Raw genomic sequence first — 18,556 nt, 5'->3', positions numbered from 1 at the left:
GTGACGGACAGCGCAGGCATACCGGGCGGCACCGACGCGGCCGGGGGGCCCCACAAGCCCCCGCGGGGCCGCAGGCGCCGACTGCTGCGCCGGGCCGGGCTGGGGGTGGCCGTGTTGGTGCTCGCGGGGGCGGCCGGCGGCTGGTGGATCTACCAGAAGCTCGACGGGAACATCACCGAGGACACCTCCGCCGCCGCCGAACTGGAGCGGTACGAGCGGGAGCGCCCGACGCACCTCGCGAACGGCTCCCAGAACATCCTGCTGATCGGCTCGGACTCGCGCTCCGGCAAGGGGAACGCGAAGTACGGGCCGGATCGCGGCACCCAGCGCTCGGACACCGTGATCCTGCTGCACCTGCCGGCCGACCGGAAGAGCGCCGCGGCGGTCTCGATCCCCCGGGACCTGATGACGGACGTGCCGAGTTGCCTCAAGGCGGACGGGCAGCGCACCCGTGAACAGCTCGCGCAGTTCAACTGGGCCTTCGAGTGGGGCGGCGCCGCCTGCACGATCCGTACGGTCGAGAAGCTCACGGGGATCCGGATCGACCACCACATGGTGGTGGACTTCAGCGGCTTCAAGCAGATGGTGGACGCCGTCGGCGGGGTGGAGATCTGCCTCGGGCGGCCGGTGAACGACACGGAGGCCAAGGTGAGGCTGCCGGCCGGCCGGAACCTGCTCCGGGGCGAGCAGGCGCTCGGTTTCGTGCGGGCCCGCCACAGCCTGGGCAACGGCAGCGACACGGATCGGATGGAGCGGCAGCAGCAGTTCCTCGGTTCGCTCGTGAACAAGGTGCAGAGCAACGGGGTGCTGCTGAATCCGACGCGGCTCTACCCGGTGCTGAACGCGGCAACGTCCTCGGTGACCACGGACCCGGGGCTCGCGTCACTGCGGGGACTGTACGAACTCGTGCGGGGCGTAAGGAACATACCGACCGAACACATAACGTTCCTCACGGTTCCTCGCCGACCGTATCCTTCCAATCCGAATCGTGACGAACTGGTACAACCCGAGGCCGGCCGACTGTTCGGACAACTGCGCGCGGACAAGCCCCTGAAGGTGACTCCGCCGCCACCGATGGAGGAGCGGGAGCGCAACGAGCGCACCTCGCACACCCGAACGGCGTCTCCCGAGCCCCGTACCAGCGGGCCCGGCACGAGCCCCTCACCCGCCCCCACCTTCACGGGAACCACCGCGGACGCCGCGAACTGCCGGTAAAGCAATCCAAAAGGCCGGTGCCGAACCAGGCTGGTTGGGCGATTTGCGGCGTTATAAGGGGAGTGGAATTTGTCACCAGCATGGTTTGCGGTTGACCTGGCCGGATAGGGTGAGCGATCCGGTGCACCGGCCAGCAAAGAGGCCTTGCACCAGCAGCCGGACGTTGACCGTGCGCCTTGGGGGAGGCGCATCGCGAGGCACCGACGGAGGATTCGAGCAACCGTGGATGCGCAAAGCCGTGGGCGGGCAGACGAGATCGACCCCGCAGACCAGTGGGTTCTCAACCCTCGCACCGGCAACTACGAACTGCGACTGGGCGATTCCGTTGCGCAGCAACAGAAGCCGTCCGTCGCCACCCCCCGCAGATCCCGCACGACCCGTCCCGCTCCCCCGGGAACAGGCACCCCCGCGACACCCGGAGTCCCGAAGCCGCGCCGCGGCGACGGGCCGCCCGGCGGTCGACGCGGCGGGCGTTCCCGCAAGGCCGGCGGCAAGGGCCCGAGCAAGCGCAAGAAGCGGCTCGCGATCACCGGCGGCACGCTGGCGTTCCTGCTGCTCGGCGGCTCGCTGGCGGGGTACCTCTACTACCAGCACCTGAACGGCAACATCAACGTCATCAACACCCCCGGCGCGAGTTCGGGCACCTTCAGCAAGGGCCGCGAGATCAACATCCTGGTCATCGGCACCGACAAGCGCAGCGGCGCGGGCAACGAGGGCTACGGGGACTCGGGGAGCGTCGGGCACGCCGACACCACGATCCTCTTCCACGTGTCGAAGGACCGTTCCAACGCGACGGCGTTGTCCATCCCGCGTGACCTGATCACCGACATCCCCGCGTGCAGTTCGCAGCAGCCGGACGGTTCGGTCAAGCAGGTGCCCGCCGAGAAGGGCACCCGTTTCAACACCAGCCTGGGTCAGTCGGGCCGGGATCCGGGCTGCACGATGAGCACGGTCAAGAACCTGACCGGCATCCCGGTCGACCACTTCATGATGGTCGACTTCAACGCCGTGAAGAACCTGAGCACGGCCGTCGGCGGCGTCCCGGTCTGCGTGGAGAAGGACGTCAACGACAAGGACTCCAAACTCAACCTCAAGGCGGGCGAACACCGGTTGCAGGGCGAGCAGGCGCTGGCCTTCGTGCGGACGCGGCACGCCTTCGGCAACGAGAGCGACCTGGACCGCATCCAGACGCAGCAGCAGTTCCTCGGCTCGATGATGCGCGAGATGAAGTCCAAGGAGACGCTGACCAGCCCGAAGAAGTTCTTCTCCCTCGCGGAGGCGGCCACCAAGTCGCTGAGCGTGGACCAGGGCATCGGCGGCATCAAGCAACTCACCTCGCTTGCGGGCGAGTTGAAGAACATCGACCTGCAGAACATCACCTTCACCACCTTGCCGGTGCTCGACAACCCGGCAGAGCCGGCGAACCGCAAGGCGACGGTCGTCCTCAACAACGCGCTGGCCAAGCCGCTGTTGGAGATGATCCGGGGCGACGTCTCCCTCACGGAGGTCAAGGCGGCGAAGGCCGCGGCCGACAAGGAGGCCAAGACCAAGGAGGACGCCCAGCTCCAGGGCGCCCGCTCGCCCGCCGGGGACGTCCGGGTGGACGTCTTCAACGGTGGTGGCCCCTCCGGTTCGGCGCAGACCACGCTGAACTGGCTGCAGAACAGCAAGGGCGTGAACAAGGCCGCCAACCGGGGCAACGCCCCGTCGAAGGTGGCCACCACCCAGCTGGAGTACGCCCCCGACCAGGCCGACCAGGCAAGGGCGTTGGCGGACATGATGGGCCTGTCGGCCTCGGCGCTGAAGGTGGGCACGGCGGACTCCGGGGGCAGGACGCCGATGAAGCTCACGCTCGGTTCGGACTTCAAGGAAGCGGGGAGCCCGTTGACCGCGGCCGCGCCCCAGAAGGCGCCCGAGGGTCTCCAGCGGGTGGAGGCGGACAAGGCCGTCTGCGCCAAGTAGGGCACGCGCACGCTCCGGCGAACGGCCGCCACACCGGCGGCCGTTCGTCGACACACCGGCCACCACCGCCGTACCACGGGCGGTGGTGGCCGGTGGGACCGGCAGCACACCGACCAGCAGTGATCTATAGGGGGGTACACGTGGGGCACAGCAGCGTGCGTGGGGAGGGGGCGCCCGACCAGGCCGTCGGCGGCATACCCGGTGATGCGGGAGCCTCGGGCGGCAGCGTGCCTCCGCCCCGGTCCGGATCGGATGGTTCCCGGGGCTCGGTCCACCGGGCGACCCCCGTTCGACGGCGCAGACGGCGCGTGCTGTTCTGGGTGGCCGCGGTCCTGGCGTTCCTGATCCTCGCGGTCTCCGCGGCCGGCTACCTGTACTACCGCCACCTCGACGGCAACATCCGCAGTGGCCAGCGGCTGAGCGGCGAGAGCGGCGTCGAGAGATCCGAGGCCAACGCCGACGGACAACGCCCGCTGAACATCCTGCTCCTCGGCTCCGACAGCCGGAACAAGCCCGAGAACCTCGAACTCGGCGGCCACCGCAAAAGCGTCGGCGCTCCCCCGCTGGCCGACGTGCAGATGCTCCTGCACGTGTCCGCCGACCGGAAGAACGCCTCGGTGGTCAGCGTCCCGCGCGACACCCGGGTGGACATACCGGAGTGCACGGATCCGAAGACCGGCGAGAAGTTCAAGAAGACCAACACGATGATCAACGAGACCCTCGGGCGCGGGGGTCCCGGCTGCACCCTCGCCACCTGGGAGAAGCTGACCAACATCTACATCGACCACTGGATGACGATCGACTTCTCCGGTGTGGTGCAGATGGCCGACGCGATCGGCGGCGTCGAGGTCTGTGTGAAGGACAACGTCTGGGACCGGCCCCTGCCCACCGCCGAGGGCGGCTCGGGCCTCAAGCTCAAGGCCGGCAAGACGAAGGTCAAGGGCGAGCAGGCGCTCCAGTGGCTGCGCACCCGGCACGCCTTCAGCAGCGACCTCGGCCGGGCGCAGGCCCAGCACATGTACATGAACTCGATGATGCGCGAGTTGAAGGGGCAGAACGCGTTCACCGACGTCGGTCGGATCACGGCGTTGGCCGAGGCGGCGACCAAGGCCCTGGAGGTGTCGGAGGAGATCGGCTCGGTCAAGAAGCTGGGCTCCCTGGCGATGCAGCTCAAGAACGTCCCGACCAACCGCATCACGATGACCACGATGCCCACGCTCCAGGACCCGATGGACGTCGACCGGCTGGTCGTGAACCCGACGGACGCCGACAAGCTGTGGACGATGGTCCGCAAGGACGTGCCCTTCGACAAGAACGGCGCCCCGCAGGCCCCCGAGGGCGCGAAGCCGTCCGGCCCCGCTTCGGGGCAACCGGCGTCGCCTCCGGCCTCGCCGGGCCAGGAGCCCTCGAAGGCCCCGGTGACCGCGCCCGACAAGGTCAACGTGTCCGTGGTCAACGGCACGGGCGCCGGTATGCCGCTGGTCAACGGGCGGGCCGGCGCCGTCGCGCAGGCGCTGGCGGGCAAGGGCTTCACCGCCGCGAAGGCGGCCTCCGGGCTCACCCCTGAGAAGACCACCGTGATCCGCTACCCGAGTGCGGACCTGGCGGACGAGGCGCAGGCCGTCGCGGCCGCGCTGGGCGTCCCGGACACGCAGGTACAGCTGTCGGCCGAGGTGTCGCGGATCACCGTGATCGTGGGGGCCGACTGGCGCGAGGGCACCGCGTACCCGCGGCAGGCTCCGCCGGAGGCCGGGGCGGTCCCGGAATCGGCCGAGGCGATCAACGGCTCGGACAGCGACGCCTGCATGGACGTGTACAAGCCGTACCGCTGGTGAACCGTGCCGCCGCCCGGCGCGAGCGGGGCGGCGGCAGGGAAAAGGGGTGGCGCGGTCCGCGAGGGACCGGGCCACCCCTTTCGGGTTCCGGTGGGCCGGTTCGGCTCAGACTTCCGCGGTGTCCCGGCGCACCGACGGGCGGCGGCTCGCGATGACCTTGTTCGCGAGCGCCCGCGGGCTGGTCAGGAAGCCGAAGCCCCAGCACATGTGCATGGTGGCGAGGGCGACGGGGATCTGCGCCCGGGCCTTGAGCGAGAGTCCCTTGCCGGCCGGCACGGAGCCCGCGACGATCGCGGCGAGGTAGCCCGCCGGGACCACGAGGGCCCAGGGGGTGACGGCCACGCCGGCGACCACGCCGGCCGCGATCGCGCAGACGGCGGTCGGCGGGGCGAGGTAGCGCAGGTTGATGGAGCCCGAGTGGTAGCGGGCCACGACGTGGCGCCAGCGCCCGTAGTTCTTGTACTGCTTGGCGAGGGCCCGTACGGAGGGCCGCGGGCGGTACCGGACCTTCAGCTCGGGCGAGAACCAGATGAGTCCGCCGGCCTCGCGGATGCGGAAGTTCAGCTCCCAGTCCTGGGCGCGGATGAACTCCTCGTTGTACCCGCCCTGCTGTTCCAGGGCCTCCCGGCGGAAGACGCCCAGGTAGACGGTCTCGGCCGGGCCGGCCTCGCCGCCGGTGTGGAAGGCCGCGTTCCCGACACCGATCTTCGAGGTCATCGCCGCGGCGACGGCGTCCTCCCAGGCGTTCTCGCCCTCGGCGTGCATGATGCCGCCGACGTTCTGCGCGCCGGTCTCCTCCAGGAGACGGACCGCGGTGGCGATGTAGTTCGGGGAGAGCATGCCGTGGCCGTCGACGCGCACCACGATGGGGTGGCGCGAGGCCTTGATGGCGGCGTTGAGGGCGGCGGGGGTGCGTCCGGTGGGGTTCGGGACGGTGTGTACGCGCGCTCGGGGATGGGAGGCGGTCTCGCGCACGAGCTCGGCGGCGATCTCGTCGGTGCGGTCCGTGGACGGCCCCAGCGCGATCACCACCTCCACCTCGCCCGCGTACTCCTGTTCGAGGATGTGGCGGACGGAGTCGCACAGATGGCGCTCTTCGTCGAGCACCGGCATGATCACCGAGACTGCGGGCTGCTGGGCGGGCATGTGGTCCTTCACGGTCGGGTATCGGTGTCACGTTACCGCGTACGGGGGAACCGGGTGCGCGGCGGACGAGCGGTACGGACAGATGCTGATCGTATGGGCCTACTGTTCTGACGATCTGCCAAATCGGTCGTCATCCCCACCTACCTGACTTTTCGCAACAGAAGCCCCGGAAGCCCCAGCCGTTCCGGTCGTCCCCGCGGAGGTGTCCCCCGTGCCCCAGCCGCACCGTCCCACCCGTCCCGCCAGGCCACGGCAGTCGCAGCGCACGTCGCGTCGCGGTGGCGGTGGTCCGGCGCGCCGGCGGGGGGACAAGCCCCGGTGGGGCGTGCGGCTCGCGGCCGGGGTGTCGATCGTGGTGCTCGGCTCCGGGGCGGTCGGGCACGCCGTGATGACGGGCCTGGACACCGGGATCGAACGGGTCGACCCGTTCAAGGACATGAAGAACCGCCCACAGGCCGGGCACGGGGTGAACTTCCTGCTGGTCGGCACGGACGGCCGGGAGAAGATCACCCCGGAGGAGAAGCGGGAGTACCGCCTCGGCGGCGCCCCCTGCCACTGCACCGACACGATCATGCTGGTGCACCTGTCCGCCGACCGGGAACGGGCCAGCGTGATCAGCCTCCCCCGGGACAGCTACGCCGAGGTCCCCGCCCACCGGGACCTGACCACCGGCAAGGACCACAAGGCACACGGGGTGAAGCTCAACGCGGCCTACGCCGAGGGAGGCCCCAACCTGACCGTCCGCACCGTCGAGAACATGACCCGGGTGAAGATCGACCACTACCTGGAGGTCGACTTCACCAGCTTCATGAGGACCGTCGACGCGATGGGCGGCGTGGACATCTGCACGGCCAAGCCCATGCGCGACGCCAACACCGGCCTGGACCTGCTGCCCGGCACACACCGGCTGACCGGCGGGCAGGCCCTGCAGTACGTGCGCTCGCGCCATGTGGACGGGGCCTCCGACCTGGGCCGGATGCAGCGCCAGCAGCGGTTCGTGGCCGCGCTGATCAAGCAGGCCACCGGCGGCGGGGTGCTGCTGAACCCGGTGAAGTTCAAGGAGGTCAGCTCGACCCTGCTGGGCTCGGTCCGGGCCGACGAGGGCTTCGGCTCGGAACAGATGCTGGCCCTGGGACAGGCGATGCGCGACTTCACGCCCTCGTCATCGGAGTTCGCCTCGGTGCCGGTCGGCGACCCCTCGTACAGCGTCAAGGGCATCGGCTCGACCGTGAAATGGGACCGGGCGAAGGCGGCGAAGCTCTTCGACTCGGTACGCCGGGACCAGCCTCTCCAGCCCGCCCGGCCCGGTCGCCCCGCGCCGCGGCCCGCGGTGGCGGTGGACGTGCCTCCGGGGCAGATCCGGGTCCAGGTGGAGAACGGCACCCGGATCGACGGGCTCGGCGGGCGGGTGGACGAGGGCCTGCGGGCCACCGGCTTCGACACCACCCGGGCCCCGGGCAACGGCGCCAGCCGGGAGATCAAGCGCACGGTCGTGTCGTACGACCCCCGCTGGGACCGCTCGGCCCGCACCGTGTCGACCGCACTGCCCGGAAGCGAGCTGCGGGCGGTCGCCGGCCAGGGACGGACGGTGCTGGTGATCGCGGGCGCGGACTACAAGAAGGTGGTGCCGGTCCGGGCGGAGGACCCGTACCAGGGCGGAGCGGCGGCGGTGGTCACCGGCGACCAGGTGGTGTGCGCGAAGCCGGGGCAGTAGCACCGGGGCCGGGCCGCCGCGGCCGCCGCGCCCCGGGCTCCACCCGGGACCGCGCCCGGGTGGTGGCGGACGTCACTCGTCGAGGCCCTCGGCGGAGCGGCGCGCGCGCAGCTCCGTGATGGCCTGCCGCCGGGCCAGCCGGTGGGTCCGACGGATCTGCGCCTCCTGGTAGCGGCGCTCGTCCTGTTCCGTCTCCGGGATCACCGGCGGGACGGTGCGGGGCTTGCCCTCGGCGTCGACGGCCGCGAAGACCAGGTAGGCACTGCCGACCTGGGTGGCGGGCGTGGACTCGTTCCACCGCTCCGCGAGGACCCGTACGCCGATCTCCATGGAGGAGCGGCCGGTCCAGTTGCACTGGGCCCGGACGTGGACCAGGTCCCCGACCCGGACCGGCGCGAGGAAGGCCATCTCGTCCATGGAGGCGGTCACGGCGGGACCGCCCGAGTGCCGGCCTGCCACGGCGCCGGCGGCGTCGTCGACCAGTTTCATGATCACGCCACCGTGCACCGTGCCGAGCAGGTTGGTGTCGTTCGCGGTCATGATGTGGCTGAGGGTCGTCCGGGAGGCGGAGGTGGGCTTTCCCACAGGATCGCCCGCAGGGTCACCCACCCTGTCACCCGCCGTATCGCCCGCTGTGTCTGTCATATGGACACCTTAAAGCGGTATCGGAAGCATCAGCTCTGCAACAGCACCGGAACGAAGTTCGCCCCGGGCTGTCGGGCGACACGCCGGGGCGTGCATTCTTGTCCGCATGAATGACTGGCCAGAAGGGTGGACCGGAGACCGCGACGACCGCGGTCGCCGGGACGACGGGTACGGACGCGGCAGCGCTCAGGCGCAACCGGAAGGTCCGCAGCGGATGCGGCACATCCAGCGGCAGCAGCCCGCTCGGCCCCAGGTTCCGCCGCCCACGCGGCGCCCCGGGACGCCCCCTCCGCCGGCGCAGTCCCCGGCGTACGGGGTGCCCCCGCAGGCACAGAACCCGGACGGGTACGGCTACGACAGCGGCTACAACACCGGCCAGGTCTACGGGGCTCCCGCGGGCGCCCCCGGTGGCCCCGGCGGCGGCGACGGCCGACCCCCGGCCGGCCCCGGCCGCCCGGGCCGCTCCCCCGGCCCGGCGCCGAACCGCGCCCGACAGATCAAGATCGGCGCGATCGTCCTGGTCTCCGCGCTTCTGGTCACGGGCATCGGCACCTACTTCTGGGCCGACTCCAAGGTGCGCCGCGAGGTCGACCTGTCCAAGGTCATCGAGCGGCCGAAGGAGGGCGACTGCACGACGTACCTCATCGTCGGGTCCGACAGCCGTGAGGGCATGTCCGCCGAGGAGAAGAAGAAGCTCCACACCGGCTCCGCCGAGGGCAAGCGCACGGACTCCATGATGATCCTCGCGAAGTGCTCCAGCGGGAACACCATGGTCTCCCTGCCGCGCGACTCGGACGTGGAGATCCCCTCCTTCGTCGGCTCGCAGTCCGGCAAGACGTTCAAGGGGCAGGGTCGGCGGGTCAAGCTCAACGCCGCCTACGCCGAGGACGGACCGGAACTGCTCGTGCGGACGGTGGAGCACAACACCGGCCTGCACATCGACCACTACGCCGAGATCGGCTTCGCCGGCTTCGCGAACATCGTCGACGCGCTGGGCGGCGTGGAACTCGACATCGAGAAGGGCTTCAAGGACGAGAAGTCCGGGGCCGACTTCAAGGCGGGCAAGCAGACCCTCAACGGAGAGCAGTCGCTGGCCTTCGTCCGCACCCGGTACGCGTTCGCCGAGTCGGACCTCCAGCGGACGAAGAACCAGCAGAAGTTCCTTTCCTCGCTGGCGAGTCAGGCCGCCACTCCGAGCACGGTCCTCAACCCCTTCCAGCTGTACCCGGTGATGGGCGCCGGTCTGGAGACGCTGATCGTGGACAAGGACATGTCCCTGTGGGACATGGGCCAGATGTTCTTCGCGATGAAGGGCGTCAGCGGCGGCGAGGGCGTGTCGATGAACATGCCGATCTCCGGACAGCGCGGCGGCAACCTGGTCTGGGACAAGGCCAAGGTGAAGCAGCTCGTCCAGCAGATCCAGAAGGACGAGAAGGTCACCGTCCAATCGCGCTAGTGCCGTGGCCGGAAGGGTTTGACGATCCCGGGGCGCGAGCCCCGGGATCGCCCCCGGCTACTCGCCGGAGCGCGCGCGGAGCATCCACGGCATGGCGATGGATTCCAGTTGGACGGCGAGGTTCATCTTGGACTCGCCGATGGTGCGGTCCTCGAAGTGGATCGGCACCTCCACCACCTGGAACCCGCGTCGCAGGGCGAGGTACTTCATCTCGACCTGGAAGCTGTAGCCGGCGCTGCCGATCGACGCGAGGTCGATCGCCTTCAGCGCGTCGGCGCTCCACAGGTTGAAGCCGCCCGTGATGTCGCGGACGCGGGTGCCGAGGATGGTGCTCGCGTAGGCGTTGGCCCAGCGGGACAGCAGCTTGCGGTGCGCGCCCCAGGCATCGGAGAGGCTGCCACCGGGGACGTACCGACTGCCGACGACCAGGCCGGCTCCGGTGGAGCGGGCCACACCGAGCAACTCGGCGATCTTGGCGGCCGGGTGGGAGCCGTCGGCGTCCATCTGGAGCACGTACGCGGCTCCCTCCTCGACGGCCCGGGTCATGCCGGCGGCGTAGGCGCGGCCGAGGCCGTCCTTCGCGGTGCGGTGCAGGACCGACATGCGCGGCTTGCCGTCCTCGGTGAGGAAGCCCTCCGTCAGCTCGTCGGCGATCCTGCCCGTGCCGTCGGGCGACGAGTCGTCGACGACCAGCAGGCGCAGGCCCGGCTGGTCGAGGCCCATCAGCAGCTCGACCATGCCCGGCAGGTTGCCCGCCTCGTTGTAGGTGGGCATCACCACGGTGAGCGGGGTCCGCGCCCATGCGTCGGGGAGCCGCGTGGACGCGGCGTCGGCCGCGCGGGAAGTCTGCTGCTCGGCCGTCACCGGGGTCGCCTCACTGGGATCGCCTTACTGGGGTTGGCTTACGGGGGTTGGCTGCTTACTGAGATCGGCTCACTGGGGTTGTCGACTCGCCGGCGTCGGTCAGCGGTCGGAGGTCAACGGTCGGAGGCCAGCGGTCAGCGGTCAGCGGTCGGAGGAGAAGCGCACGGAGGCGGAGGGCAGTTCGGCCTCGCACCACACCCGCGCTCCCGCGCGGAGTTCGTTGTCGGCCCCGACGATCGCGCCGTCTCCGACGACCGCGCCGTCCAGCACCGTGCGCGTACCGACCGAGGCTCCGGCGCCGACCAGGCTGGCGCTCACGTGGGTGTCCGAACCGATGACCGCGCCGTCCATCAGGATGGAGCCGTGGACGATCGCGCCCGACGCGACCCGGGCGCCGGCCCCGACGACCGTACCGCCCGACAGCTTGGCCCCGTCGGCCACCTGGGCGCCCGGCAGGACGAGGGACTCGCCGCGGGGACCGGGAACGGCCGGGGAGGAGACGATGCCGCGGACGAGGTCGGCGGAGGCCTGGACGAAGGATTCGGGCTTGCCGAGGTCCAGCCAGTAGGTGTCCTCGGTGACGCCGTGGAGCTTCGCCCCGGAGGTGAGCAGGCCGGGGAAGGTCTCGCGCTCGACGGACACGGCGCGGTCGGCCGGAATGGAGTCGATGACGCTGCGGCGGAAGACGTAGCAACCGGCGTTGATCTGGTCGGTGACGATCTCTTCGGGGGTTTCCGGCTTCTCGGTGAAGGCCAGCACCCGCCCGTCGGGGTCGGTGGGCACCAGGCCGAAGGCGCGGGGGTCCTCGACCCGCACGAGGTGCAGGGTGACGTCGGCGTCGGCCTCGCGGTGCGAGTCGACGAGGCCGGCGATGTCCAGGCCCGTGAGGATGTCGCCGTTGAAGACGAGGACGGACGTGTCCGGGCCGCCGGTGAGGCGTCGGGCGGCGTTGCGAATGGCGCCGCCGGTGCCCAGGGGCTCGTCCTCGACGACGTACTCGAGGCTGACGCCGAAGTCCGATCCGTCGCCGAAGTAGGGCTCGAAGACCTCGGCGAGGTAGCAGGTGGCCATCACGATGTGGGTCACACCGGCGGCCGCGGCCCTGGCTATCTGGTGGGCGAGGAACGGGACACCCGCGGCCGGCACCATCGGTTTGGGGGTATTCACCGTCACAGGGCGCAGACGCGTCCCCTGCCCGCCAACAAGCAGGATCGCTTCCGTCATTGTGTCTCCCCAACCGATTCGGGCGTACGAGGGCACAAATTTAGCCCATTGGTGGGCTGGCGAAGGCCGGAGACGGCAGGTGGGGCCGCCTCCGGCTCAATGTCGTGCTCGGGGCGGGTTGCGGAGGCCACCCACCGGTCAGGTCGTCACGCGTGGGCCTCCCGGCTTCCCGGGCGCGCACCCGCCCTCTGGGGGGCGCCGGACACGCTGTGATGTACGCCCATGGCCCGGTGCCCCAACTGGACACCGGCCAGTTGGATTGCGCTCACGGACCGGAATGCACGCACGCCGATGCGCAGTTGTCGAAGTTCGACACCCACTTGAGCTGGATGGACGAGCATGCCCTCGACGAATCGGCTTCGCGCGACTTCGTCCACGGCATCGCCCGCCAACTCCGAGGAGCCCGCCGTGCCGGACATCGCGTGGGAAGACGCCTTCCGCGCCGAAGGCAACAACTGCTACCGCATGGGCACCGACGCGGACGGGAACAGCTACATCGCCGTCGCCGGGCAGGAGGACGCGTACCTCACCGACAGCGGCGACGCTCTCCGGCAGCTGATCCGGGACATCAACGTCGGCAAGGCCGACCACCTGCTGTGAGCGCGGGCGCCACGACGGCCCCGGCGCGAGCCGCGCCGGGGCCGTCGTGGGACGTCGTCGTGGGACGTCGTCGCGGGACGTCGAGTGGGTCGTTACGGCAGGTTGCGGGCCATGACGATGCGCTGGACCTGGTTCGTGCCTTCGTAGATCTGGGTGATCTTCGCGTCGCGCATCATGCGCTCCACCGGGTAGTCACGGGTGTAGCCGTAACCGCCGAGGAGCTGGACGGCGTCGGTCGTGACCTCCATGGCCACGTCGGAGGCGAAGCACTTGGCCGCGGCGCCGAAGAACGTCAGGTCCTCGTGGGGGCCTCCGCCGGAGACGCGCTCCGAGCGGGCGGCCGCCGAGTACGTCAGTTGGCGGGCGGCCTCGATCTTCATGGCCATGTCCGCGAGCATGAACTGCACGCCCTGGAAGTCGCCGATCGGCTTGCCGAACTGCTTGCGCTCCTGGACGTAGCCCTTGGCGTAGTCCAGGGCGCCCTGCGCGATGCCGAGCGCCTGGGCGGCGATCGTGATGCGGGTGTGGTCGAGGGTCTTCATCGCGGTGGCGAATCCGGTGCCCTCGGCGCCGATCATGCGGTCGGCGGGGATGCGGACGTTGTCGAGGTAGACCTCGCGCGTCGGGGAGCCCTTGATGCCGAGCTTCTTCTCCGGGGCGCCGAAGGAGACTCCCTCGTCGCCCTTCTCGACGACGAAGGCGCTGATGCCCTTGGAGCGCTTCTCCGGGTCGGTGACGGCCATGACCGTGTAGTACTCGGAGACGCCCGCGTTGGTGATCCAGCGCTTCACGCCGTTGAGCACCCAGAAGTCCCCGTCGCGCACGGCGCGGGTCTTCATGCCGGCGGCGTCGGAGCCCGCGTCGGGCTCGGAGAGGGCGTACGAGAACATCGCGTCGCCCTTGGCCAGCGGGCCGAGGTACTTGGCCTTGAGCTCCTCGGAGCCGGAGAGGATCACCGGGAGCGAGCCGAGCTTGTTCACGGCCGGGATGAGGGAGGAGGACGCGCAGACGCGGGCCACTTCCTCGATCACGATCACGGTGGCGAGCGCGTCCGCGCCGGCGCCGCCGTAGGTCTCGGGTACGTGGACGGCGTGCAGGTCGCTGGCGACCAGGGCGTCGAGTGCCTCCTGCGGGAAGCGGGACTCCTCGTCGACCGCCGCCGCGAACGGCAGGATCTTCGCCTCGGCGAGCGAGCGGACCGACTCGCGGAGCATGTCGTGCTCCTCGGCCGGGCGGTACAGGTCGAAGTCGGCAGAACCCGCCAAGATCTCTCACTCCCCAAGGTGATGCGTGACGCATCAGTGATGCTAACTACCGTTAAGTAACCCAAATCTTAGTGTCCGGGGTCCCGGCAGCGATATGTAACGCGTACGTGAGCTGCGTGACAGCGTGACAGCGCGCCGGCGGCGGCCGCCGCCGGTGTGCCGCCCGGGCCGCGACTCCCCGGGAACCTCCCCGTCCGCGAGCCGGCCTATGCTCGGTGGCCGCAAACGCCCGCCACACCTGGAGCAACGCATGCCCCTCAAGATCACTGTGATCGGCACCGGCTACCTCGGTGCCACGCATGCCGCCGCCATGGCCGAGCTGGGCTTCGAGGTACTGGGGCTGGACGTGGTCCCGGAGAAGATCGAGATGCTCGCCTCGGGCCGCGTCCCCATGTACGAACCGGGGCTGGAGGAGCTGCTGGCCTCGCACGTGGAGGGGATGCCGGGCTCGACGGGACGGCTGCGTTTCACCACCTCCTGGGAGGAGGTCGGCGCGTTCGGCGACGTCCACTTCGTGTGCGTGAACACCCCGCAGAAGCACGGCGAGTACGCCTGCGACATGAGCTACGTGGACTCCGCGATGGATTCCCTGGCCCCGCACCTGACCCGGCCGGCGCTGGTGGTCGGCAAGTCCACTGTCCCGGTCGGCTCGGCCGAGCGGCTCGCGGCCCGGCTCACCGCCCTCGCCCCGGCGGGCGAGGGGGTCGAGCTGGCCTGGAACCCCGAGTTCCTGCGCGAGGGCTTCGCCGTCGGCGACACCCTGCACCCGGACCGCATCGTCATCGGCGTACAGGGTGAACGCGCCGAGAAGCTGCTGCGCGAGGTGTACGCGACGCCCATGGCGGAGGGCACCCCGCTGGTGGTGACCGACTTCCCGACGGCCGAGCTGGTCAAGACGGCCGCGAACTCCTTCCTCGCGACGAAGATCTCCTTCATCAACGCGATGGCCGAGGTGTGCGAGGCGGCCGGTGGTGACGTGGTCAAGCTGGCCGAGGCCATCGGTTACGACGAGCGGATCGGCTCGAAGTTCCTGCGCGCGGGCATCGGCTTCGGCGGCGGCTGCCTGCCCAAGGACATCCGGGCCTTCATGGCGCGGGCGGGCGAGCTGGGCGCGGACCAGGCGCTGACCTTCCTGCGGGAGGTCGACTCGATCAACATGCGCCGGCGCGGCCACATGGTCGAGCTGGCCCGGGACGCGGTGGGCGGTTCGTTCCTCGGCAAGCGGGTCGCGGTGCTGGGCGCCACCTTCAAGCCGGACTCGGACGACGTGCGCGACTCGCCCGCGCTCAACGTGGCCGGACAGATCCACCTCCAGGGCGGCCAGGTCACCGTCTACGACCCCAAGGGGATGGACAACGCCCGTCGCGTCTTCCCCACGCTGGGCTACGCGGACTCCGCGCTCGCGGCGGCCCGGGGCGCCGAGGTCGTGCTGCACCTCACCGAGTGGCGCGAGTTCCGCGACCTCGACCCGGCGGAGCTCGGCGAGGTCGTCTCCGACCGGCTGGTCCTGGACGGCCGCAACTCCCTGGACCCCGAGCGCTGGCGCGCCGCCGGCTGGACCTACCGCGCCATGGGCCGCCCCCGGGCCTGACCGGCAAGGTCCGACGCGGACGCTCCGGGACACCGGAGAAAGGGGGACGGCGTGCGCGCCGTCCCCCTTTCCCGCGTCCTGCGTCCCCGCGCTCCTACGGCTGGAGCACCGCGTTGGACGGCCCCCGCGCCGCGGTGAGCTCGCGGGCCACCGCTTCGGCGTCGCGCAGCGCCCGTACGGCGTTGGACCAGGTCAGCTTCGCCAGGTCGGCGCGCGACCAGCCGCGTGCCAGCAGTTCGGCGATCAGGTTCGGGTAGCCCGCCACGTCGTCCAGCCCCGCCGGGGTGAAGGCCGTGCCGTCGTAGTCGCCGCCGATGCCGATGTGGTCGACGCCCGCCACCTCGCGCATGTGGTCCAGGTGGTCGGCGACGGTGGCGGCGGTGGCCACCGGGCGCGGGCGCTCCGTCTCGAAGGCGCGGTGCAGGGCCATCGCCTCGGGGGTGGTGTCGAGGTGGTGGAACCCGTGGGCCCGCAGGTTCTCGTCGGCGGCCAGGGTCCAGGCGACGGCCTCGGGGAGGATGAACTTGGGTACGAAGGTGGCCATGGCCACGCCGCCGTTGGCGGGCAGCAGTGCCAGCACGTCGTCCGGGATGTTGCGCGGGTGGTCGCAGATCGCCCGCGCCGAGGAGTGCGAGAAGATCACCGGCGCGGCGGAGACCGCGAGGGCGTCGCGCATCGTGGTCGCGGCCACGTGCGAGAGGTCCACGAGCATGCCGACGCGGTTCATCTCGCGGACGACCTCGCGGCCGAAGCCGCTCAGCCCGCCGTGCCGGGGTTCGTCGGTCGCCGAGTCCGCCCAGTCGATGGTGTCGTTGTGCGTGAGCGTCATGTACCGCACGCCCAGCCGGTGCAGGGCGCGCAGGGTGGCGAGCGAGTTGTTGACGCAGTGCCCGCCCTCGGCGCCCATCAGGGAGGCGATCCGCCCCTCGGCGCGGGCCGCCTCCATGTCGTCGGCCGTCAGGGCCCGCACCAGGTCGGCGGGGTATCGGGCGATCATCTGGTCGACGAGGTCGATCTGCTCCAGGGTGGCGCTGACCGCCTCGTCGCCCGCGTAGTCGGAGCGCACGTACACGGACCAGAACTGTGCGCCGACCCCGCCCGCGCGCAGCCGGGGCAGGTCGGTGTGCAGGTGGTCCGACTGGTCGGCGGCGATGTCGCGCCGGTCGAGGTCGTAGCGGACCTGCTCGCGCAGCGCCCACGGCAGGTCGTTGTGGCCGTCGACGACCGGGTGCTCGGCCAGCAGCTCACGCGCCTCGCCCAGGCGCTGCGCGGCGCTCACTTGGCGAACCCGAAGGACTCCGCGCCCGCGACCTTGGCCCGCAGCCGCTTGCCCTTCTCGGTCGCCTGCTCGTTCAGCTCCTGCTGGAACTCCCGCATGCGGGCCAGCAGCTCCGGGTCGTGGGCGGCGAGCATCCGGACGGCCAGCAGGGCCGCGTTGCGCGCCCCGGCGACGGAGACGGTCGCGACGGGAACCCCTGCGGGCATCTGGACGATCGACAGCAGCGAGTCCATGCCGTCGAGGTACTTCAGCGGCACCGGCACGCCGATGACCGGCAGCGGGGTGACGGACGCGAGCATGCCGGGCAGGTGAGCGGCGCCGCCCGCGCCCGCGATGATCGCCTTCAGGCCGCGTCCGTCGGCCTGCTCGCCGTACGCGATCATCTCGCGCGGCATCCGGTGGGCGGAGACCACGTCGACCTCGTACGGGATCTCGAACTCGTCCAGCGCCTGGGCCGCGGCCTCCATGACCGACCAGTCGGAGTCCGAACCCATGACGATGCCGATGACGGGGCCTGCGGAGGAGGTGCTCATGCGGTGATCGTCCCTCTGAGGTAGCCGGCAGCGTGACGTGCTCGCTCCAGCACGTCGTCCAGGTCGTCGCCGTAGGTGTTGACGTGGCCGACCTTGCGGCCGTGCTTCACGTCCTTGCCGTACATGTGGATCTTCAACTGGGGGTCGTGGGCCATGCAGTGCAGGTACGCCGCGTACATGTCCGGGTAGTCCCCGCCGAGCACGTTCGCCATGACCGTCCAGCGGGCCCGCGGGCGCGGGTCGCCGAGCGGGAGGTCCAGGACCGCCCGTACGTGGTTGGCGAACTGGGAGGTGATCGCGCCGTCCTGGGTCCAGTGGCCGCTGTTGTGCGGGCGCATGGCCAGTTCGTTGACCAGGATCCGGCCGTCGGTGGTCTCGAACAGCTCCACGGCCAGGTGGCCGGTCACGCCGAGTTCCTTGGCGATGCGCAGGGCCAGGGACTGGGCCTCGCCCGCCAGCTCCTCGGAGAGGTTCGGCGCGGGGGCGATCACGGTGTCGCAGACCCCGTCGACCTGGATGGACTCGACCACCGGGTAGGCCACGGCCTGGCCGTGCGGGGAGCGGACGATGTTCGCCGCGAGCTCGCGGACGAAGTCCACCTTCTCCTCGGCGAGCACCGGGACGCCCGCGTGGAAGGGCGCCGCCGCGTCCTCGGGGGTGCGCACGAACCACACGCCCTTGCCGTCGTACCCGCCGCGCACCGTCTTGAGGATGACGGGGAAGCCGCCGACCTCGTCCGCGAAGGCCACCACGTCCGCCGGATCGGCCACGATCCGGTGGCGGGGGCTGGGCGCGCCGATCTCGTCGAGCCGGGCGCGCATCACCCCCTTGTCCGCGGCGTGCACCAACGCGTCGGGCCCCGGGCGGACGGGGATGCCGTCCGCTTCCAGGGCCCGCAGGTGTTCGATGGGTACGTGCTCGTGGTCGAACGTGATCACGTCACAGCCGCGCGCGAACGCGCGCAACGTCTCCAGGTCGCGATGGTCGCCGATGACGACATCACTCACGACCTGGGCCGCCGAGTCCTGTGGGGTGTCACTGAGGATCTTGAATCTGATGCCGAGGGGGATGCCCGCCTCGTGGGTCATGCGGGCGAGCTGTCCGCCGCCGACCATGCCGACTACCGGGAACGTCACCTCTCCAGGGTATCCGTCGGTATTGCGCCATCCGGACGCAGCCCTGGCGCGGACCCGTCGGCCCGGCCGTGTGCCGGACCTCGCAGGGGCC

General features: G+C 70.8%; 15 protein-coding genes. 7 read left to right on the top strand and 8 right to left on the bottom strand.

Translation table 11 applies throughout. The annotated features are described in order from the left end of the window. From ACFYW3_RS34250 to ACFYW3_RS34240, 3 genes are all read left to right on the top strand, one after another. Nucleotides 1-1,215 carry an LCP family protein gene (locus ACFYW3_RS34250; protein WP_389388377.1) on the top strand — a complete coding sequence of 405 codons (1,215 nt, stop codon included), beginning with the start codon at nt 1-3 and terminating at the stop codon, nt 1,213-1,215. A 222-nt stretch (nt 1,216-1,437) separates the two neighbouring features. Then, on the top strand, nt 1,438-3,177 hold the full coding sequence (locus ACFYW3_RS34245; RefSeq protein ID WP_351753803.1) for an LCP family protein: 1,740 nt from the start codon (nt 1,438-1,440) through the stop codon (nt 3,175-3,177). A 308-nt stretch (nt 3,178-3,485) separates the two neighbouring features. Next, the gene (locus ACFYW3_RS34240) at nt 3,486-5,012 is read left to right on the top strand and encodes an LCP family protein (protein ID WP_351753805.1); all 1,527 of its coding nucleotides are present in this window, start codon (nt 3,486-3,488) and stop codon (nt 5,010-5,012) included. A gap of 105 nt (nt 5,013-5,117) precedes the next feature. On the opposite strand, the gene ACFYW3_RS34235 is transcribed toward ACFYW3_RS34240, so the two are convergent. Further along, nucleotides 5,118-6,158: a glycosyltransferase family 2 protein gene (locus tag ACFYW3_RS34235; RefSeq protein WP_389388376.1), complete on the bottom strand. Its 1,041-nt coding sequence runs from the start codon at nt 6,156-6,158 to the stop codon at nt 5,118-5,120. Between the two features lie 325 nt (nt 6,159-6,483). Between ACFYW3_RS34235 and ACFYW3_RS34230 the strand changes: the two genes are divergently transcribed. Then, nucleotides 6,484-7,872, top strand: a complete 1,389-nt coding sequence (locus tag ACFYW3_RS34230) for an LCP family protein (protein WP_351753810.1) — start codon at nt 6,484-6,486, stop codon at nt 7,870-7,872. A 72-nt stretch (nt 7,873-7,944) separates the two neighbouring features. Here ACFYW3_RS34230 and ACFYW3_RS34225 read toward each other — a convergent pair whose 3' ends face one another. Then, the gene (locus tag ACFYW3_RS34225; protein WP_389388375.1) at nt 7,945-8,517 is read right to left on the bottom strand and encodes an acyl-CoA thioesterase; all 573 of its coding nucleotides are present in this window, start codon (nt 8,515-8,517) and stop codon (nt 7,945-7,947) included. Nucleotides 8,518-8,623: 106 nt separating this feature from the next. Between ACFYW3_RS34225 and ACFYW3_RS34220 the strand changes: the two genes are divergently transcribed. Next, on the top strand, nt 8,624-9,973 hold the full coding sequence (locus ACFYW3_RS34220) for an LCP family protein (RefSeq protein WP_389388374.1): 1,350 nt from the start codon (nt 8,624-8,626) through the stop codon (nt 9,971-9,973). Nucleotides 9,974-10,030: 57 nt separating this feature from the next. On the opposite strand, the gene ACFYW3_RS34215 is transcribed toward ACFYW3_RS34220, so the two are convergent. Next, nucleotides 10,031-10,837 (bottom strand): polyprenol monophosphomannose synthase, encoded by an 807-nt coding sequence (locus ACFYW3_RS34215; protein ID WP_389388373.1) that lies wholly within the window; start codon nt 10,835-10,837, stop codon nt 10,031-10,033. Nucleotides 10,838-10,978: 141 nt separating this feature from the next. Beyond that, nucleotides 10,979-12,061 (bottom strand): NDP-sugar synthase, encoded by a 1,083-nt coding sequence (locus tag ACFYW3_RS34210; protein ID WP_351753818.1) that lies wholly within the window; start codon nt 12,059-12,061, stop codon nt 10,979-10,981. A gap of 408 nt (nt 12,062-12,469) precedes the next feature. On the opposite strand from ACFYW3_RS34210, the gene ACFYW3_RS34205 reads away from it, so the two are divergent. Next, nucleotides 12,470-12,661 carry a hypothetical protein gene (locus tag ACFYW3_RS34205; protein WP_389388372.1) on the top strand — a complete coding sequence of 64 codons (192 nt, stop codon included), beginning with the start codon at nt 12,470-12,472 and terminating at the stop codon, nt 12,659-12,661. Between the two features lie 92 nt (nt 12,662-12,753). Here the strand turns inward: ACFYW3_RS34205 and ACFYW3_RS34200 are convergent, their stop codons facing one another. Then, nucleotides 12,754-13,926: an acyl-CoA dehydrogenase family protein gene (locus tag ACFYW3_RS34200; protein ID WP_031147482.1), complete on the bottom strand. Its 1,173-nt coding sequence runs from the start codon at nt 13,924-13,926 to the stop codon at nt 12,754-12,756. A 250-nt stretch (nt 13,927-14,176) separates the two neighbouring features. On the opposite strand from ACFYW3_RS34200, the gene ACFYW3_RS34195 reads away from it, so the two are divergent. After that, nucleotides 14,177-15,517 carry a UDP-glucose dehydrogenase family protein gene (locus ACFYW3_RS34195; RefSeq protein ID WP_389388371.1) on the top strand — a complete coding sequence of 447 codons (1,341 nt, stop codon included), beginning with the start codon at nt 14,177-14,179 and terminating at the stop codon, nt 15,515-15,517. A gap of 94 nt (nt 15,518-15,611) precedes the next feature. On the opposite strand, the gene ACFYW3_RS34190 is transcribed toward ACFYW3_RS34195, so the two are convergent. Genes ACFYW3_RS34190 through ACFYW3_RS34180 form a run of 3 tightly spaced genes read right to left on the bottom strand, consistent with a single transcriptional unit; the run spans nt 15,612 to nt 18,444 of the window. Continuing rightward, on the bottom strand, nt 15,612-16,796 hold the full coding sequence (locus ACFYW3_RS34190; protein ID WP_389388370.1) for a dipeptidase: 1,185 nt from the start codon (nt 16,794-16,796) through the stop codon (nt 15,612-15,614). Next, nucleotides 16,793-17,329 carry a 5-(carboxyamino)imidazole ribonucleotide mutase gene (gene purE, locus ACFYW3_RS34185; protein WP_351753873.1) on the bottom strand — a complete coding sequence of 179 codons (537 nt, stop codon included), beginning with the start codon at nt 17,327-17,329 and terminating at the stop codon, nt 16,793-16,795. The genes ACFYW3_RS34190 and purE overlap by 4 nt, the downstream gene beginning before the upstream one ends. After that, nucleotides 17,326-18,444 (bottom strand): 5-(carboxyamino)imidazole ribonucleotide synthase, encoded by a 1,119-nt coding sequence (locus ACFYW3_RS34180; protein ID WP_389388389.1) that lies wholly within the window; start codon nt 18,442-18,444, stop codon nt 17,326-17,328. Before ACFYW3_RS34180 ends, purE begins: the two co-directional genes overlap by 4 nt. Between the last annotated feature and the right edge of the window lie 112 nt (nt 18,445-18,556).

Source organism: Streptomyces sp. NPDC002602 (assembly GCF_042889445.1).
Lineage (GTDB): Bacteria > Actinomycetota > Actinomycetes > Streptomycetales > Streptomycetaceae > Streptomyces.
This window is presented reverse-complemented; position numbering and strand designations above follow the sequence as displayed.

Coding starts and splice junctions, on each gene's coding strand:
- ACFYW3_RS34235 (WP_389388376.1), bottom strand. CDS start 6,158: ATGCCCGCCCAGCAGCCCGCAGTCTCGGTGATCATGCCGGTGCTCGAC.
- ACFYW3_RS34225 (WP_389388375.1), bottom strand. CDS start 8,517: ATGACAGACACAGCGGGCGATACGGCGGGTGACAGGGTGGGTGACCCT.
- ACFYW3_RS34220 (WP_389388374.1), top strand. CDS start 8,624: ATGAATGACTGGCCAGAAGGGTGGACCGGAGACCGCGACGACCGCGGT.
- ACFYW3_RS34210 (WP_351753818.1), bottom strand. CDS start 12,061: ATGACGGAAGCGATCCTGCTTGTTGGCGGGCAGGGGACGCGTCTGCGC.
- ACFYW3_RS34195 (WP_389388371.1), top strand. CDS start 14,177: ATGCCCCTCAAGATCACTGTGATCGGCACCGGCTACCTCGGTGCCACG.
- purE (WP_351753873.1), bottom strand. CDS start 17,329: ATGAGCACCTCCTCCGCAGGCCCCGTCATCGGCATCGTCATGGGTTCG.
- ACFYW3_RS34180 (WP_389388389.1), bottom strand. CDS start 18,444: ATGGTCGGCGGCGGACAGCTCGCCCGCATGACCCACGAGGCGGGCATC.